Below are 14,024 nucleotides of genomic sequence, written 5' to 3'. Positions count from 1 at the left end.
CCGCGATATCTAGACGTCGCACTCAATCCAAGGAGGCCCCATGCTGGATCATATCAGGCCGCTCGTTCTGGCCACCCTTCGCAACCGCAAAGGCGTGACGGCAGCCGAGTACGCCGTCCTTGCGGTCGGCATCGTGATTGCGGTCAGCGCCGCAGCAGTGACGCTGGGCACTACGATCTCTTCGAAGTTCGCCAGCATTTTCGGCTAGTGCGGGCTCAAGGACCCGGCGGTACGCCAATCGGCACGCCGCCGGGCCCCAAGGACGCTGCATCGGGAGAGGCTGAACCATTCCGTCCATGACAGCCGTCCTAACTTCCCTCGCGTTGGGCCTCCTCATGGCCGCGGTATGGCGGGACGTTGCCACTCGGCTGATCCCTGACAGCCTCTGCCTGGCGCTACTGCTTGTCGCCCTTGCTCTACGCCTGCCATCCGGCTGGATGGCCACGCTGGGGTCCCTGGGCGCGGCCCTTCTTCTCTTCTGTGCGCTTTTCTGCCTTGCCATGGGCGGTCTCCTCGGCGGCGGTGATGTCAAACTCGCCGGTGCCTTCGCTGCTGCCCTCCCGCCGTCGATGGTTTGGGACTTCCTCGTGTCGACAATCCTTGCTGGCGGCTTACTGGGCATCGGCTACATCGCAGCGGCCAGGGTTGCGCCTCACCCCGAAGCCGGCAGTAGCCTGCTGAGGCGCGTCCTCGCCGTCGAGGCTTGGCGCATCCGGCGCCGCGCCCCACTGCCCTATGCAGTGGCCATCGCGGCGGGCGGCGCGCTCGTGCTGCTCGGACAGCAGGGCATGTAGGCCATGTACCTCCGCCTTCTCGTCATCATCTCCCTTCTGCTCTCCGCGATCGGCCTAGGGGCCCTGGCCCTGCAAATGTTCGCACCTTCGGCGCCACCCCCAGTGGCCGAGGCGCCCGCCCCAGCCCCGCCCGCCCGAATCCGCATTCTCGCCGCCGCCCGCCCTCTGGCTGCCGGCACTCTGATCAAGGATGCGGACCTGACGGTGCGCGAGGTCGCACCCGATGCCACCCCACCCGGCGCTGCCCCCGAGGAAGCCCGGCAGGAGTTGCAGGGCGGCCTGCTGCGCCGCTACCTGGAATCGGGACAGATCATCCCGCGCGACGCCGTGCTGCGCCCGCGTGACCGCGGCTTCCTGGCGGGCGTGCTGCGCCCGGGCTACCGCGCCATCTCGGTCGGCGTGGATGTGGTGACCGGCACGGCGGGCCTGATCTGGCCGGGCGATCAGGTGGACCTGATCCTGACGCAGGAACTAGCGGCCACCGACGCGCCGCTCGGCCGCCGCGTGATCGGCGAGACGGTGCTTTCCGACCTGCGCGTCATCGCGGTGGACCAGCAGTTCACCCAGGGCACGATCGGCGCGGAGCCGGGTGCCGAGCGGGTGGCCCGCACCGTCACCCTGGAAGTGACCGGTGAGCAGGCGGAACGAGTTGCCGTCGCCACCCGACTCGGGCGAATCTCGCTTACCGTGCGGGCCATGGAGGCAATGCAGGAGACGGTCGCAATGGGGGGACCGATCTTCGGGGCCGACGTGTCGCCCGCCCTTGGGGCGGGCGCGGTATCGCAGGGGGCGCGCATGCAGGTGATTCAGGGCGACGAGAAGAGGGAAGTGGTGTTCCGGTGACCCCCGCCTTCGCCAGGGCCTTCGCCGCCTTTCTTCTCCTGCCGGCGCCGCTGCTCGCGCAGGCAACGCTGCCGCGCCCGCCCGCCTCGGCGCCCTCGCCCTTCGCGGACATGGTTCGGCCTGCCCCGGCGACGCCCGCGGTGTCGACCGTGCCACTCGCCATCGCCCTGGAGGCCGGGACAGGTCGCCTGATGACCCTGCCCCGCCCCGCCCTGACTGTGCTTGCCGCCGACCCGCGGGTGGCACGGGTTCAGCCCGCCTCGCCGACCACGCTCTTCCTCATGGCGGTCGCCGCCGGGCGCACGACCGTCATCGCGACCTCGGAGGATGGCACGCCGGTGGCAGAGTACGACGTCACCGTCGCGCCGAGCCGTGCTGCCGCGGCCGGCGCCCCGCCGGCGCCCGTCGCCATGCCTGGCGCGGGAACGCCGCCCGCCGCGCCGCCTCCGCCCTCCGCCAGCGCGGTGGAGAGCATGATCCGCCGGATGGTGCGCGGCGCCGAGCGCGTGCGGGTGGAGGCCGCGGGCCGCAACGGCTTCGTGCTCTCGGGCACGGTGCCGAGCGCGGCGGACGCCCAGCGCGCGGAGGCAATCGCCCGCGCCGCGGTCGGCGACGGCCCGGGGCTGGTGAACCAGCTCTCGCTGCTCTCCTCGCTCCAGGTGAACCTGCGGGTGCGCGTCGCCGAGATCTCGCGCCAGGTCTCGCGCGATCTGGGCTTCAACTGGCAGGCCCTGGCGAATGACGGCAACAACTTCCTGATCGGCCTGCGAACGGGTATCGCCGGCGGCGTGGCGAATGCGATCACCGGAAGCCTCAGCGGGACCAACTCCGTCGCGCGCGTCGGCGCTGGCGTGAGTTCCTCGCGCTTCGACATCAATGCCGTCGTCGACGCGCTGGCGAGCGACCAGCTGATCACCATCCTGGCGGAGCCGAACCTGACGGCCCAGTCCGGCGAGGTGGCGAGCTTCCTGGCCGGTGGCGAGTTCCCGATCCCCGTGGCCGCCAGCAACAACGCCAATGGCAGCACGATCAGCATCGAGTTCAAGCAGTTCGGCGTTTCCCTTGCCTTCGTCCCCACGGTGATGGGCCCGGACCGGCTGAACCTGCGCGTGCGCCCGGAGGTGAGCGAGCTCTCCACCGAGGGCGCGATCAGCCTGCCCCTCTCGAGCGGCGTGGTCACCATCCCCGCGCTCCGCGTGCGCCGGGCCGAGACGAGCGTGGAACTGGGCAGCGGCCAGAGCTTCGCCATCGCGGGCCTGCTCCAGCGCAACAGCAACGCGACCAACAGCGGGCTGAGCGGGTTGGGCGACATACCCGTGCTCGGCACCCTCTTCCGCTCCGATAGGTTCCAGCGGAACGAGTCGGAGCTGGTCATCATCGTCACGCCCTATCTCGTCCGCCCCGTCTCGGATCCGAAGGCGCTGGGCACCCCGACGGAGCGGCTCCGACCTGCCTCCGATCTCGACCGCATCCTGGAGCGGCAACAGGTCCGGCGGGGCGGCCGGCCGGAGCCGATCCGCGCCCGCTTCGACGCCGGCTTCGTGGTGGAATAGCGACGATGCGCGCGCTTCCCCTCGCGGCCCTCCTCCTGCTGGCCGCCCCTCTGCTGGCGGCCTGCGCGCGCGACGACTTCAGCCGCGCCGGCACTTGGCAGCCGACCGGCATGAACGAGCGCAACCTGCAGGCCATGCTGGCCGATCCCGCGGATGCGGCCCGCGGCGTTGCCGCGGCGGAGGAACGCGGCACCGCGGCCACGGCCCCGATCGACCGGTTGATCCGTGACCGCCGCAAGCCGCTGCCCGCCACGATCTCGGGTTTCGGCGCCGGTGCCGGCAGCCCCGCGGGCGCTCCCGCCCCGCAGGAGGGGGCCAATGCTCGTTGAACGGAGCTCCAGGCGAGAAGCCCCGCAGGCGAGCCGCCCGGCGCCGCCCGCAGAGGAAGGCCGCTACGCGGCGCCCACCGGAGACCCGCGCGTTCCTTTCCTTGCCTTTGTCACGGACGAGGACAGCGAGGCGGCGCTGCGCGGTGGGCTGGTGAACCTCGGGACTGGCGTGCAGGTGCGGCGCGGCGACGTGCGGACCGCAACCCGGGTGCTGGAGCATGAGGAAACCCCTCATGTCCTGCTCGTGGACGTCACCGGCATCGAAGACCCCTTCGCCGCGCTGGGCGAACTGGCGGAGGTCTGCACGCCCGACGTACGGGTCCTGGTCATCGGTGAAAGTTCGAACCTTACCCTCTACCGTCGGCTCACGCGCGACCTCGGAATCGCCGAGTACCTCTACAAGCCGTTGACGCGCGAGACGGTCGGCGACTTCTTCGGGCCACACGTTACGGGCGTGGTCGGCCAGGGGGGCGGCGAGCGCGGTGGCTCCGTCGTGACCGTCTCCGGTGCGCGCGGGGGATGCGGCGCGACGACGATCGCCGTGAACCTCGCCCTCCAGCTGGCAGAGGTGAGCCGCGGACACGTCGCCCTGCTCGACCTCCACCTGCGCACCGGCAACACCGGGCTCATGCTCGGCGTGCGCTCCGGCACTGGCCTGCGCGTGGCGCTCGAGGAGCCGGAGCGGGTGGACAGTCTCTTTCTCGACCGTTCCTCCATTCCTGTCGGAGACCGCGTTCGCCTCGTCGCCGCCGAGGAGCCGATGAACTCAGCGCCGCACCCCACGGAGGAGGGCGTCAAGCACCTCCTGGCGATGCTGACCGCCCGGTTCAACATCGTCGTCGTGGACACGCATTCGCCGCCAGGCATCGCCGAGAGCATCGCCCTCGCCATGGCGCAGACCCGGATCGTGGTGACAGCGCCCGACATGAGCGGCATCCGCGACACGCTGATGCTGCGCAAATACGTGGAAGGACTCAGGTCTAGCCCCGTTCTGACCGTGCTGAACCGGGAAGGCCTGCCCGGGGGGCTGCGGACGAAGCTGGTGGAGGAGGGCCTCGGCGCCCCGCCCGACTTCGTCATCCCCGACCTGCCCCGCGAGGTGCCCCGTGCAGCCCATCTCGGCCGTCCTGCCATCGCCGAGAGTGCCGGCTTCCGCCGCGCCCTGCTGCCCGTGACGCGACGGATCGCGGGGGTGAAGACCGAAGCTGGCCCCCCGTCCCTCCTCGCCCGGCTATTCGGCCGCGCGGCCTGACGGGCCGGCTTCCATGAGAGGCGACCATGGGAACTTTCGGACGACGATCTGAGATCCTCCAGCCAGCGACGGCGCCGGCGCCGGCCGGTCCTTCCCCGACGCCGGCCGCCTCCAGGGTCACGGAGGCCGCGCTCAGCCGGTTGCGCGCCCAGGTTATGGAGCAGATCGATCCCGTCGTCGCCGGGCGGCTGGCCGGCCCCGCCTTGCAGGCCCAGCTGCGAGCCCTCGTGCACGACGTCGCGGACCGGGAGCGGGTGGAGATTTCCGGCCGGGACGAGCTGCAGATCGCCGAGGAGCTGACTCACGACATGGTGGGCTACGGCCCGCTGGAGCCGCTGCTGCAGGATGATAGCATCAGCGACATCATGGTGAACGGGCCGAACCGCGTCTTCGTGGAGGTCCGCGGCAAGGTCCACATGACGGACGTGAAGTTTCAGAGCATGGCGCAGCTGAACGCCATCGCTCAGAAAATGGCCGCGACCGTCGGGCGGCGCGTGGACGAGTCCAGCCCGCTGGTCGATTGCCGCTTGACCGATGGCAGCCGCGTCAACGTGGTCTTCCCCCCGCTCGCCATCGACGGCGCCTGCATTTCCATCCGCAAGTTCGCCAAGCGCAAGGCCGACCTGCGGGAACTGGCGGCCGGCGGCTCCATGTCGCCGGGTGTCGCGCTGGTATTGGAGATTGCCGCACGGTCCCGGCTGAACGTGGTGATCTCCGGCGGCACCGGCTCGGGCAAGACCACGATGATGAACGCGATGAGCCGCCTCGTGGACCACGGCGAGCGCATCGTGACGATCGAGGATGCGGCCGAGCTTCAGCTGCAGCAGCCCCATGTCGTGCGGCTGGAGACACGCCCGGCGAACCTGGAGGGCAAAGGCGAAATCAATCAGCGCGACCTGGTCAAGAACGCCCTGCGGATGCGACCGGACCGGATCATCGTGGGCGAGGTGCGCGGCGCCGAGGCCTTCGACATGCTGCAGGCCATGAACACGGGCCATGACGGATCCTACTGCACCGTCCACGCGAACACGACGCGGGACGCGGTAACCCGCATCGAGAACATGGTGCAGATGGGCCAGACGAGCCTGCCCAGCCGCGCGATCCGCACACAGATCGCGAGCGCCGTGGACCTGATCGTGCAGGTGGAGCGCATGCGGGACGGCGGCCGCCGTGTCTCCCAGGTCTCGGAAGTGGCGGGCCTCGAGGGCGACATCATCACGATGAACGAGGTCTTCACCTTCGAGTACGAGGGCGAGGGCACCGACGGCCGCATTCGCGGGCGCTGGACCAGCCCGGGCATGCGGCCGGGATTCTATGATCGCCTGGAGTATTTCGGGCTGGGCGAGGCCTGGATGCGCGCCGTGCGGGAGGGCTGAGGGTGCGCCACGCCCCGCTCCTTCTCGTGACCGGAATTCTCCTGGCCGCCCTTCTGCTTGGCATCCTGGCCCTGGTCGAGGCGCGCCGGGCGCGCCGGCTGCGCGAGCGCGTCCTTGAAGTGGCGGGCGCTGCGCCGGTTGCCCTGGCCGTGCCGGCGCCCAGCATCCGCATGCACGAGACCGAGCGCAGCCCGCTCCAGCTCCGCCTGCTCCGCCTCGTCAGCTTCGATCCCGATCTGACCGAGGCCGAGGTCATCCCCTGGCCGCTGGTCGCAGCCATTTCGGCGACCGGGGGCCTATTTGCAACCTGGCGCCTCTCCGGAATGCTCGGAACGCCGCTGGCCTTCGTCGCCGGCATGCTCTGCACGGTCCTGCTCGCGCGCGCCCTCTTCAAATGGCAGAAGGGCCGGTATCAGGATGCCGTCATCCAGCAGCTACCGGACGCGCTGGGCCTCATGCTGCGCGCCATCCGCGCGGGCCTGCCCCTGGCGGAGGCCATGCGCGGCATTGCCCAGGGGGGCGCCTCTCCCATCCGCGAGGAGTTCACGCGCGTGGTGGGCGAGGTTGCGATCGGTCGCCCCGTCGATGCCGCGCTGATGCGGGTCTATGCACGGACCGGTCTCACCGAGTTTTCCTTCCTGGCCGTCACCCTCGGCCTGCAGGCCCAGACCGGAGGCAGCCTGGCGGAAACGCTGGAGACACTGGCGGACATGGTGCGCAAGCGCGTGGCCATGGCCAAGCGTGCCAAGGCCCTGGCCGCCGAGGGGCGGATGCAGGCGGGGATGCTGTTCGTCCTGCCCTTCCTCGCCGCGGCTGGCATGTCTTTCATCCAACCCTTCTACCTCCGCACCTTCATCGAGAACCCGACGGGCCAGCGTCTCGCGCTGATCGGCTTTGGGCTCATGCTGCTCGGGCTCTTCACCATCCGGCACCTGATCCGGCAGGCCGGGCGGGACTGATGCCGACCGTTCCTCTCGGCTGGCTGATGAGCCTCTTCGCCGTAGCGGGCGCCATGGGACTCGCGCTCACGGCGGCGGTCCTGCTCGCCCGCTCCGCGGAGGAGCGGGACCTTTCCCGGCGGCTCCGGTCCGTGCTGTCGTCGGGCGAGGGACGTGCCCGGCAGGTGCGGACCACGCCGCGCGCCTCGCCCTGGCAGCTTTTCCGTCGCCTCGGGAACCGGATGCACGAGAGCGCGCTCGTCTCGGAAAAGGAGATGAAGGAGTTCCAGCGCGCCGTCGCAGCCGCGGGGCTGGATGCGAACCAGGCCGTGCCGATCTTCCTGGGCATGAAGGCCGTCTTGATCGTCGTGGCCCCCCTTGGCGGCTTGGCCCTGGCTCTCTTCCTCGCGCTCGATGGCATGCGGATCGGCCTCTCGGTCTTCGCAGGAATCGCGGTTGCGATCTACGTGCCCAACATCATCATGTCCCGGCTTCGTAAGCCGTTTCAGGAAAGCCTGCGCCGCGGCCTTCCCGACGCCATGGACCTGATGGTCGTGGCGGCCGAGGCCGGGTTAGGGCTGGAGACGGCAATCGAGCGCGTGGCGCGGGAGATGGCGGGCACGAACCGCGCCATTGCGATCGAAATGAACGTGCTCGTCCAAGAGATGCGGATGATGCCTGACCGCCAAGCCGCCTTGGAACGCTTGGGCGAGCGGACCGACGTGGAGGGATTCAAGCGCTTGGCCACCACGCTCGCGCAGACGCTGCGCTACGGGACGCCGCTGGCCCAGGCGCTGCGAATCCTCGCCGCCGAGATGCGGCAGGAACGCATGCTGCGGATCGAGGAGAAGGCCATCCGCCTGCCGGCCCTGCTCGTCGGGCCCCTGATCCTCTTCATTCTGCCTGCCTTGTTCATCGCGCTGATCGGCCCTAGCATCATCGAGATGGGACGTTCCTTCGGCACAGGTCAGTGAGGCTTCCGTACCCCGTTTGCGGGGGGCTGTTCGTGTCGCTCATCCTTGCTGCCTGCGCGGGGCCGGGCGATGTGTCTCGTGGGCTGCGGGATCCGGACGGTGCATCTCGGCTTCGGGCCGCCGCAGCAGCCGAGGCTTCCGGCCAGGATGACCTCGCACTTTCGCTCTATATGGCTGCGGCCGAGGCCGAGCCACGCAATCCAGTGGTGCAGGCGCGTCTAGCGGGAGCCCTTTCGCGCATTGGCAGCTATTCGGAGGCTCAGGCAGTACTAAGCCGTGCCCTGACCCAAGATCCCGATAATTTAGACCTCATCAATCAACTCGGGCGTTTGCAGATTCGGAACGGAGCGCCAGAGGCGGCGCTGGAAAGCTTTGGCCGACTGCTGGCAAGCAAGCCAAGCGACGCAGCCGCTCTCGATGGCCGCGGCATGGCCCTCGACATGCTCGGCCGGCATGAGGAGGCTCAGGCGAGTTACCGGGCGGCCCTCGCCACCTCGCCCATGGCATTGGGTCCCGCCAACAACTTGGGCTTATCGCTCCTCCTCGCTGGCCGATTCCAGGACGCGCGTTCTGTTCTCGAGCCGCTGGCCCGGCGCCCAGGAGCACCCCCTAGGGTCGCGACCAACTTGGCAATCGCCCGCGCCGCACTTGGGGACCAGGAAGCTATGCGGGACCTGATCGGCGAGCAGGCCACACGTGGCGATCTGGACGCAATGCTGCGCGCACTGGGAAGCCGCGTACAAGATCTTGCCAAGGAGTAACGTGCTAGAGCAGCTTCTCTTCATTCCGGCTCATAGCCTGCTGGTGTGAAGAGGTTGGCACGCTCGGCTGGGGTAAACCGGGGGAGCGCGGTCCCGATGACGGTCCAGAGGTCGTCAAGGCTGCGGGCGGCGGCTTTGCGGATGATGGCCTTGAGCTTGGCGAAGGCGTTCTCGATGGGGTTGAAGTCGGGCGAGTAGGGCGGCAGGTGGCGCACGTGGCCTCGATGGCGGCGCGGGTGTGCTGGCCCTTATGGGCGGGTAGTTGTCCATGATGACGATGTCACCTGGCCGGAGTGTCGGCACCAGCACCTGGTCGATGCAGGCGGCGAAGGCGCTCCGGTTCATCGGCCCGTCGAGCACCATGGGTGCGGTGGTCATGCCCGACAGCCGCAGGGCGCCGGTGAAGGTGGTCGTCTTTCAGTGGCCGTACGGGATCGGGCGCGACAGCGCTGGCCACGTCTGGCCCGTCCGCGCAGACGGGCCATCTTGGTCGACGCGCCGTTCAAAGCAGTGCTTTGAACCGTCGATGAGGACCAGGCGCTCCGACCCCGAACCGCTCAGCGGCCGCGCGGCGCGAAAGTCCGCCCTCCACTGCCCCAACGACGCGGCTGCGAAGATCCTCCGATAAGGCCCGGCCCATCCATGCTGGCCTCCTTACCATTCCCCTGCGTGAATCAGACCGTCGCCGCGTCGGGCAAGAATATTCGAATCCGAATGCTCGGATCATGCTCTAGACATCCTGCACGCCGATCCACGATGCCGGCCGACAACAGGGCTCGCGGGCAGCGCCGCAGACATCACCCCACCGGCTCCAGCAACGCCGCGATACGGTCCAGCCCCGCATCCCGCACGCCCAGCTCCCGCAGATGCGCCACAGTGTTGAGCAGGTAGTCCCGGTTCGGCCCCATCACCCCGTGCCCGCGCGCGATCGCGGCCGCCGCCGCATCCGGCTCCAGCGCCCCGCAATAGGATCCCGCCCGCCGATCCGCCACGAAGGTCACCGCCCGCCGCACCCCGGCCCCGTCCAGCAGCCGCACCGGCAGCAGCCGCCGGTGATACACATCGCCCGACATCTCCCGCTCGTTCAGATAGGCCAGCACCTCCGCCGCGCGCGCCCCCGCCACCCGGAACACCAGCCCCCTGCAGGATCCGCCCCGGTCCAGCCCCAGCACCAGCCCTGGCCTCTCCGGCGTGCCGCGATAGCTGCGGGACCAGATGCAGAACCGCCTATGAAACCCCCGCAGCAGCGCCGGATGCGCCGAATCGAACGTGAAACCCGGCTTCCAGATCAGCGACCCGTAGCCGAACACGTACAGGGAACCGTCCGGGTCCAGCATCGGCGCGGGATCGAGGGCAGCGGGATCAAGGGCGGTGGGGTCGAGCGAAGCGTCGGTCATGGTCCTGGCCCTGCAAGATAGGGGCAGCCCGCCCCCGAATCACCCCGCCCCCGATTCACCTCGCCCCGGCATGGGCTGGGCAAGCCCCCCTGCCCCGGGCCATATCCCACCCCGTGAGCGACCCCCGCACGCCCCCCACCTCCACTCCGGCCAGCCCCACGCCCCGCCCCTGGCTGCGCCCGCGCCGCCTGCTCCTCCTCGCCGCCCTGCTCCTCGTGCTGCTGGCGGTGGCCCACACCCTCCTCTGGCACGCCATGGCGAACCGCCTGCAGGCCGGCTACGACGCCTGGGAAGCCGCCCGCCGCGCCGGTGGCTGGCGGGTGGAACACGCCCCCGCCGCCCGCAGCGGCTGGCCCTTCTCCGCCACGCTCCGCCTGCGCGAATTCCGCCTCACCGGCGGCAACGCCACCCTCCCCGGCGGCCTGGACTGGTCCGCCCCCGTCGTCACCCTCCGCGTCGCCATGCACCGCCCCGGGGAGCTCCGCATCGCCGCCGGCGGCCCCCAGCGCCTGCGCCTCGGCACCGCCGAAATCCCCTTCGCCGCGGACCGCCTCATCGCCAGGGTTCCCCTCCAGGCCAACGTCCTCCCTCGCGGCGGCGAGTTCGAGGCCAGCCGCCTCCGCATCGGCACGGCCGCCGGCGGGGTCGAGGTCGGCGCCGCCCGCCTCAACCTCGACAGCCGCATGACCGCCATCGAGGGCGAACCGGCCATCAGCCTGGAAGGCGAGGCGGAGAACGTCACCCTCCCCACCGCCACCCCCCTCGGCCGCCAGCTCCAGGACGTGCGGATCAACGCCGCCCTCACCGGCCCCCTCCCCGGCGGCCGCAACCCCTCCAACCGCGCCGCCACCTGGCGCGATGCCGGCGGCACCCTCGAACTCCGCCAGTTCCAGCTTCGCCTCGGCCCCGCCACCGCCGAGGCCACCGCCACCCTCGCGCTCGACGACGCCCTCCAGCCCATGGGCGCCGGCACCCTGAAGCTCACCGGCGCGGAAGCGGTGCTGGACGCCCTCGCCACCGCCGGCCTCGTCACCCCCCGCAACGCCGCCCTGGCCCGCCGCGTCGTCACCGCCCTCGCCCGCCCCCCCGCGGAGGGCGAGCCCCCCCAGATCGAGGTCCCGCTCACCCTCGAACGCCAGGGCCTCGCCGTCGCCCGCATCCCCGTCGCCCGGCTCCCCGCCCTGGTCTGGCCAGGTCCCGCGGAAGGAAGCGGCCCGGGGCCGTGAGGCGGGCCCGCAGGCTTCCTGATCCGACCCAGAGGGTGTTCCGGACCTGACCAGCAATCATTGTCGCGGGCAGGGTCAACCGCCACTCCCGGTGGGAAGGAGACGTTACTCCGGTTGCCGCTGCCCAAGGTTCTCGGCAAGGCGCACGAGATACCCATCCGGGTCTTGGACAAGGCATTCCCGCTGGCCGCCTTCCACCGGTCCAGTTCGATACCAAGCCTCGCTCGGCTCCTCGAAAAGAGGCCACCGGGCAGCATCGAGCGCAGTTAAAATCGGCGCCAATCGATCGACCATGATCTGGAAGTTCACCCCACGTCCGTAGGGGCGTTCCATCACACCCGTGTCCCAGCGGCCATTACGTTGGCACAGCATGATCTGTGCGCCGCCTCGTGCGAGGTAGGCGAAGCGTGCGGCTGGTCGATCATAGGCCACCGCGAAACCGAGAAGGTCGCACCAGAACCGCAGGCTCGCATCGAGGTCTCGGACCGCCAGCTCCGGGGTCAGGGCTGAGAACCCGCCCTCAGGAGGCTGGCCGGAACCGGGGGAGCGGGCGCGTGCAGCAGGGTCGGCGAGCGGTTCCATGGTGCCGATCAACCCATGCCGGAAAGACAGCGGTCAAGGTCCGCTCAAGGTCGAACCCGGCACCCCAGAAAGCGGTGCGGGGTTGGGATCCAGGGGAGGGGAGAATTCCCTCTCCCCTCCCCCGGGACGATCAGATCGCCACCTCCATCCCATCCACCCCGATCAGCAGCCGCCCGGAAAAGTCCCGCGCCACCTCCTCCGCCAGCACGTCCAGCATCGCCGGATCCCGCCGCGGCCGGTGATGCGTCAGCACCAGGGTCTTCACCCCGCACTCCGCCGCGATCTTTCCCACCGTGTCCCCGCAGGCCAGCGTGTGCCGCGCCAGCCGCCGCAGGTGCTCGCTCGTCAGCTCGGCGGAGGCCGCCCAGCAGCACTGCACCAGCACATCCGCCCCCTGCGCCAGCGCCCGCAGCCCCGGGCAGTCCACCGTGTCGCCGGAAAAGGCGAAGACCCTGCCCCCGATCTCGAACCGGTAGCCGTAGCAGATCCACCGCCACAGGAAGGCCTCCGGCAGGGTTCCCAGCCCGTTCCCGTGCGACACCTCCCGCGCCACCGCGCGCCACCCGGCGCCCTCGATCCACTCCCCGGGCGCCACGTCCCGCGCCTCCACTGGCGCCCAGCCGCCGAAGGCCGGCTCGCCCAGCCCGCGCCAGGTATGGTCCTTGTCATAGACCTGCGTCAGCAGCGCCTCGGTGATCCGCCGCGTGTCCGGCGGCCCCTCGATCCGCAGCGCCTCCTTCCGCCCCTCGAACCAGGTCGTCAGCGCCACGTCGTACAGGTCGCCGATGTGGTCGAAGTGGTGATGCGTCACCAGCAGGCGGGAAAGCCGGCCCAGATCCGCCCCCGCCTCCGCCAGCCCGGCCACGCACCCGCGCCCGGCATCGATCAGCACCTCCTCCTGCCCGGTGCGGAGCAGCAGCGCCGCGCAGCGCCGCGAAGGATCGATCCGCGGCCCGCCCGTGCCGAGCAGGACGACGCTCGGCGCGGCAGCCGCGGCCCCGACCGGCCGCTTAGTCATTCGCCGTGAAGCCGGAAGCCCGGATCACCGGCTCCCACCGCGCCGCATCCGCCGCGATCACCGCGCCGAACGCCTCCGGCGACATCGGCCGCGGCTCCAGGTCCATGTCCCGCAGCCGCGCGGCCGTCGCCGGCTCCCGCAGCACCGTGCCAACCACCTCCGACCATCGCCTGGTGACCTCCCCTGGCGTCCGCCCCGGCGCGTAGAGCCCGTACCAGAACTCCGCCCCCGCCATCTCCGCCAGGGGCGGCCCCGCCTCCGCGAAGCTCGGCACATCCGGCAGGGTCGGGGACCGCGTGCGCCCCGTCACCGCCAGCGCCCGCATGGCCCCGTCCCGGATCTGCCCGATCGTGCTCACCGTCGTGTCGAAAGCGCAGTGCACCTCCCCCGCCAGCAGCGCCGCCTGCAGGGGGGAGGACCCGCGATACGGCACATGCGTCATCCGCGTGCCCGCAATCCGGTTGAACATCACGCCGAGGAAGTGGGATGGCGTGCCGGGCGAGATCGACCCGAAATTCACCGGCTCCCCGGTCACGCGCGCCCAGGCCACGAACTCATCCAGCGTCTTCGCCGGATGGTCCGCCCGCACGACCAGGGCGAAGTTGAACAGCCCGAGCATCGTCACCGGCGCCAGATCCTTCAACGGGTCGAAGGTCAGCCGCTTGTGCACGAAGGGAAAGAAGGCCGAGACGACGATCGGCGCCGCCATCAGCACGGACCCGTCGGGCGGCGAGGTCGTCAGCGCCTCCGCCGCCACCAGCCCGCCTGCCCCCGCCCGGTTCTCCACCATCACCGGCTGCCCCGTGGCATTCAGCCGCGCGGCCAGAAGCCGCCCGATCACGTCCAGGCTGCCCCCGGGCGGGAAGCCCACCAGCAGCCGCGCCGGCCGGCCCTCCTGCGCCAGGGCCAGGGACGGGGCTGAGGCCGCCGCCAGGGCGGGGAGGGCGAGGAGAAGGCTGCGTCGATCCGTCATGGTTGTGC

General features: G+C 70.6%; 15 protein-coding genes and 1 pseudogene. 11 read left to right on the top strand and 5 right to left on the bottom strand.

Annotation, left to right across the window (positions count from 1 at the left end):
- Positions 1–40: 40 nt before the first annotated feature.
- The 10 genes from J5Y10_RS13930 (at position 41) to J5Y10_RS13885 (ending at position 8,820) form a co-directional block, all read left to right on the top strand.
- Complete coding sequence (locus J5Y10_RS13930) at positions 41–208, top strand: Flp family type IVb pilin (protein ID WP_209374540.1); 168 nt, start codon at positions 41–43, stop codon at positions 206–208.
- A gap of 88 nt (positions 209–296) precedes the next feature.
- On the top strand, positions 297–794 hold the full coding sequence (locus J5Y10_RS13925) for a prepilin peptidase (RefSeq protein ID WP_209374539.1): 498 nt from the start codon (positions 297–299) through the stop codon (positions 792–794).
- A 3-nt stretch (positions 795–797) separates the two neighbouring features.
- The gene (gene cpaB, locus J5Y10_RS13920; RefSeq protein ID WP_209374538.1) at positions 798–1,637 is read left to right on the top strand and encodes a Flp pilus assembly protein CpaB; all 840 of its coding nucleotides are present in this window, start codon (positions 798–800) and stop codon (positions 1,635–1,637) included.
- Positions 1,634–3,190, top strand: a complete 1,557-nt coding sequence (locus J5Y10_RS13915; RefSeq protein WP_209374536.1) for a type II and III secretion system protein family protein — start codon at positions 1,634–1,636, stop codon at positions 3,188–3,190. Before cpaB ends, J5Y10_RS13915 begins: the two co-directional genes overlap by 4 nt.
- Positions 3,191–3,195: 5 nt before the next feature.
- Positions 3,196–3,519, top strand: coding sequence for a hypothetical protein (locus tag J5Y10_RS13910; protein WP_209374534.1), 324 nt, complete (start codon positions 3,196–3,198; stop codon positions 3,517–3,519).
- Positions 3,509–4,771 (top strand): CpaE/TadZ family protein, encoded by a 1,263-nt coding sequence (locus J5Y10_RS13905; RefSeq protein WP_209374532.1) that lies wholly within the window; start codon positions 3,509–3,511, stop codon positions 4,769–4,771. The genes J5Y10_RS13910 and J5Y10_RS13905 overlap by 11 nt, the downstream gene beginning before the upstream one ends.
- Positions 4,772–4,911: 140 nt before the next feature.
- Positions 4,912–6,147, top strand: coding sequence for a TadA family conjugal transfer-associated ATPase (locus tag J5Y10_RS13900; RefSeq protein ID WP_342452914.1), 1,236 nt, complete (start codon positions 4,912–4,914; stop codon positions 6,145–6,147).
- 2 nt (positions 6,148–6,149) lie between these two features.
- On the top strand, positions 6,150–7,106 hold the full coding sequence (locus J5Y10_RS28745) for a type II secretion system F family protein (protein WP_209374528.1): 957 nt from the start codon (positions 6,150–6,152) through the stop codon (positions 7,104–7,106).
- Positions 7,106–8,059 (top strand): type II secretion system F family protein, encoded by a 954-nt coding sequence (locus tag J5Y10_RS13890; RefSeq protein WP_209374526.1) that lies wholly within the window; start codon positions 7,106–7,108, stop codon positions 8,057–8,059. The genes J5Y10_RS28745 and J5Y10_RS13890 overlap by 1 nt, the downstream gene beginning before the upstream one ends.
- A 32-nt stretch (positions 8,060–8,091) precedes the next feature.
- A complete protein-coding gene (locus J5Y10_RS13885; protein WP_209374524.1) occupies positions 8,092–8,820 on the top strand; it encodes a tetratricopeptide repeat protein in 729 nt (242 codons plus the stop codon).
- Between the two features lie 20 nt (positions 8,821–8,840).
- Here the strand turns inward: J5Y10_RS13885 and J5Y10_RS28900 are convergent.
- Together J5Y10_RS28900 and J5Y10_RS13875 are read right to left on the bottom strand one after the other, a co-directional pair.
- Positions 8,841–9,041 (bottom strand): annotated as a pseudogene (locus J5Y10_RS28900) (transposase); the annotation flags it as partial.
- A 576-nt stretch (positions 9,042–9,617) separates the two neighbouring features.
- Positions 9,618–10,217 carry a gamma-glutamylcyclotransferase gene (locus J5Y10_RS13875; protein ID WP_245214679.1) on the bottom strand — a complete coding sequence of 200 codons (600 nt, stop codon included), beginning with the start codon at positions 10,215–10,217 and terminating at the stop codon, positions 9,618–9,620.
- A gap of 113 nt (positions 10,218–10,330) precedes the next feature.
- Between J5Y10_RS13875 and J5Y10_RS13870 the strand changes: the two genes are divergently transcribed.
- A complete protein-coding gene (locus tag J5Y10_RS13870; protein WP_209374522.1) occupies positions 10,331–11,443 on the top strand; it encodes a DUF2125 domain-containing protein in 1,113 nt (370 codons plus the stop codon).
- A gap of 105 nt (positions 11,444–11,548) precedes the next feature.
- On the opposite strand, the gene J5Y10_RS13865 is transcribed toward J5Y10_RS13870, so the two are convergent.
- The 3 genes from J5Y10_RS13865 to J5Y10_RS13855 all read right to left on the bottom strand — a co-directional run bounded on the left by J5Y10_RS13865 (position 11,549) and on the right by J5Y10_RS13855 (position 14,016).
- Positions 11,549–12,025, bottom strand: a complete 477-nt coding sequence (locus J5Y10_RS13865) for a bleomycin resistance protein (RefSeq protein ID WP_209374520.1) — start codon at positions 12,023–12,025, stop codon at positions 11,549–11,551.
- Positions 12,026–12,155: 130 nt separating this feature from the next.
- Positions 12,156–13,043, bottom strand: a complete 888-nt coding sequence (locus J5Y10_RS13860; RefSeq protein ID WP_209374518.1) for an MBL fold metallo-hydrolase — start codon at positions 13,041–13,043, stop codon at positions 12,156–12,158.
- Positions 13,036–14,016, bottom strand: a complete 981-nt coding sequence (locus J5Y10_RS13855) for a Bug family tripartite tricarboxylate transporter substrate binding protein (RefSeq protein ID WP_209374516.1) — start codon at positions 14,014–14,016, stop codon at positions 13,036–13,038. Before J5Y10_RS13855 ends, J5Y10_RS13860 begins: the two co-directional genes overlap by 8 nt.
- Positions 14,017–14,024: the final 8 nt, after the last annotated feature.

Source organism: Roseomonas indoligenes (assembly GCF_017813365.1).
Taxonomy (GTDB): Bacteria; Pseudomonadota; Alphaproteobacteria; order Acetobacterales; family Acetobacteraceae; genus Roseomonas; species Roseomonas indoligenes.
This window is presented reverse-complemented; position numbering and strand designations above follow the sequence as displayed.